Genomic DNA, 2,904 nt, shown 5'->3' with positions numbered 1-2,904 from the left:
ACGATCTCCCGCATGTCGTAGGCGCCCTGGTGGCCGCTGACCGAGCGGTGCCGGTCCTTCCACGCGGTGATCACCGGCTCGAGCAACGACCACTGCTCATCCGACAAGTCGCTCGGGTACGGCTTGCGTTCACTCACCCGGTCACAGCACCAGATCAACAAGCGCGGACCGGCAGATTCCGCCCCGCAGCCACACCATCAGGCGACAGCAGATCGACTCAAAGCCTCACGAACCGCCCACTGAGAAGTGGTGTACCGGTTCCCACCTGATCCGGGCGTTTGGCCCGGCGTCGGAGTGAGGATCCGGATATGAGAACGGCCACCGGCTGATCTTCGAGATGTCGAAGCTCGAAGGAGACCAGCACGATGACCGCACCCGACAGTCTGCCCCTGCACGCCCTGGCGGAGGAGAACCTCGGCGCGGCGAGTCCCGATCTGCTGCGCGCGATGATCAAGACGTTCGCCGACGCGCTCATGTCGGCGGAGGCCGACGCCCTCTGCAACGCCGAATACGGGCAGGTCAGCGACGGGAGGGTCAACCACCGCAACGGCTATCGCCCGCGGGAGTGGGACACCCGCGCCGGCACCGTCGAGCTCGCCGTTCCCAAGCTGCGGCAGGGCAGCTACTTCCCGCACTGGCTCCTCGAACGCCGCCGCCGGGCCGAACAGGCCCTGATCTCGGTGGTCGCCACCGCCTACCTGCTCGGGGTCTCCACCCGCCGGGTCGAGAAACTCGCCGAGTCCCTCGGTGCCACCCAGCTGTCGAAGTCCCAGGTCAGTGCGATGGCCAAGCACCTGGACGAACAGGTCACCGCCTTCCGTAACCGGCCCCTGGACGCCGGCCCGTACTCGTTCGTCTGGGTCGACGCGCTCACTCAGAAGGTCCGCGAGGGCGGCCGCATCGTCAACGTGCATGCGCTGATCGCAGTCGGCGTCAACGCCGACGGCCACCGCGAGATCCTCGGCCTGGACGTCGCCACCGCCGAGGACGGCGCCGGCTGGCTCGCCTTCCTGCGTTCCCTGATCGCCCGCGGCCTGTCCGGCGTCCAACTCGTCATCTCCGACGCCCACGTCGGCCTCGTCGACGCGATCGGCGCGGTGCTGCCCGGCGCCTCCTGGCAGCGATGCCGGACCCACTACGCCAGAAACCTGCTGGGCCAGGTGCCGAAGTCGGCCCAGCCCTGGGTGGCAACCCTGCTGCGGACGCTCTTCGAACAGCCCGACACCGACGCGGTGAAGGCTCAGATGACACACGTGCTGGACGCGCTGGAAGCCAAGTTCCCCAAAGCGGCGGCCCACTTGGACGCCGCACAGCACGAGATCTGGCGGCAGATCTGGTCGAACAACCCGCAGGAACAGCCGAACAAGGAGATCCTCCCCCACGGCTGCGCCGCGAGAGGTGCCCCCAGCCGCACCGACGTGGGTCGGCATCTTCCCCGACCGCACGGCCGTGATCCGCCTGATCGGCGCAGTCCTGGCCGAGCAGAACGACGAGTGGACCGAAGCCCGCCGCTACATGGGCCGCGAACTCCTCGCCAAGGCCCGACTCCACCCGATCGAGTCAGAAACCGACGAGACCGCCCTGCCCACTGAACTCACCGCATAGCCTCAAAGACGAGACCACCGAGTGGCCGTCGATACACCACTCCAGCGGACATGACCCAGCATTGCGCAGCCTCATCGACCGGATTTGCGCATACTGCCGCATCGTGCGCAGCCTCATCCCGCAGCATCGTTGAGCAGGCGATTGCAGAGACAAGACGAAAAGGCCGGGCGAGAGTCTGCGCAATCGGATGTCCACGGACACGACCGCGTCGGCGGGGAGGGCTTCTCGGGTCGGATGGGCATCAGTCGGTGCGCCGGAACACCCCCGCGTCGGCGGGGAGGACCACGGCTGGGCATGCCTGCGGATCGCAGCCGCCGACGACCCGGCGTCCGGACTGTAGAAGGCCGGAGGGCAGAGAATGGCTTTGTTCACGACCTCCGGTTCTGGCTCGCTTTCCGTGATGCGCGCACGCTGAGTGACGACTGGTGCTCCGATCGGGTTTCGGGAAGTTGCCTGAAAATGACCAGAGTGATTTTGGTGCGGTCGACAGTACGGCGTCGTGGAAGAGACGTCGCCTCCCCTGGAGGGCCTGCTGTTACCGTCCATCGCGGACGTGTCGGTGCTGTCGCTGGACGTGAGTCACGAGGCGATACGCATCGACGTCTACAGTACGGCGGCCGGGGCGGCATGCCCGGGCTGTGGGAGCGAGTCGACCCGGGTGCACAGCTCTTACCTGCGGTTTCCTGCGGACGTGCCGAGTGGGGGACGTCTGGTGGTCCTCCGACTGCAAGTTCGGCGGTTCTTCTGTCCGGAGTCTTCGTGTGCTCGGCGGACGTTCGTTGAGCAGATGCCGGGACTGACCCGGCGGCACAGCAGGTGGACGGAGCGGTTACGTTCGACTCTCGCTGCGGTGGGTCTCGCCCTCGCCGGCCGGGCTGGCGCCCGGCTGGCACAGGCGCTCGGGGTGTCCATCAGCCGCAGCGCGGTGTTGTGGCTGCTCGATGCACTGCCCGAACCCGAAGTCCCGGCCCCGCGGGTGGTTGGTGTTGATGAGTACGCCACACGCAAAGGACGGGTCTACGGCACGGTGCTCGTCGACGTCGAGACCCGTCGGCCGGTGGATCTGCTGCCTGACCGGGAGGCGTCCAGCCTGGCCGCATGGCTGGCGCAGCGACCCGGGATCGAGGTCGTCTGCCGGGACCGCGCGCCGTTCTTCGCGGAAGGCGCCACAGCCGGGGCACCCCAGGCGACACAGGTCGCCGACCGCTGGCAGTGCGCCATGAGGCGCCTTGTCGTATCCCCGATTCAGTCGGGAAGAATTTGGAGGGAGGTTCTTGGGTCTGATGGCTTACCTGATCC

General features: G+C 67.4%; 2 protein-coding genes and 1 pseudogene. 2 read left to right on the top strand and 1 reads right to left on the bottom strand.

Going from position 1 to position 2,904, the window contains the following annotated elements; genetic code table 11:
• Positions 1–137, bottom strand: a 137-nt coding sequence (locus KUM38_RS42660) for a transposase (protein WP_374227131.1), incomplete at its 3' end; no start/stop codon positions are given.
• A gap of 228 nt (positions 138–365) precedes the next feature.
• Between KUM38_RS42660 and KUM38_RS39205 the strand changes: the two are divergent.
• Positions 366–1,605, top strand: a pseudogene (locus KUM38_RS39205) (IS256 family transposase).
• Between the two features lie 499 nt (positions 1,606–2,104).
• On the top strand, positions 2,105–2,904 hold an 800-nt coding region (locus tag KUM38_RS39200; protein WP_308409152.1), incomplete at its 3' end, for an ISL3 family transposase.

The organism is Streptomyces sp. AC558_RSS880 (genome assembly GCF_019049255.1).
GTDB lineage: Bacteria > Actinomycetota > Actinomycetes > Streptomycetales > Streptomycetaceae > Streptomyces.
The sequence above is the reverse complement of the archived record's forward strand: the minus strand, read 5'-3'. Positions and strand labels throughout refer to the sequence as shown.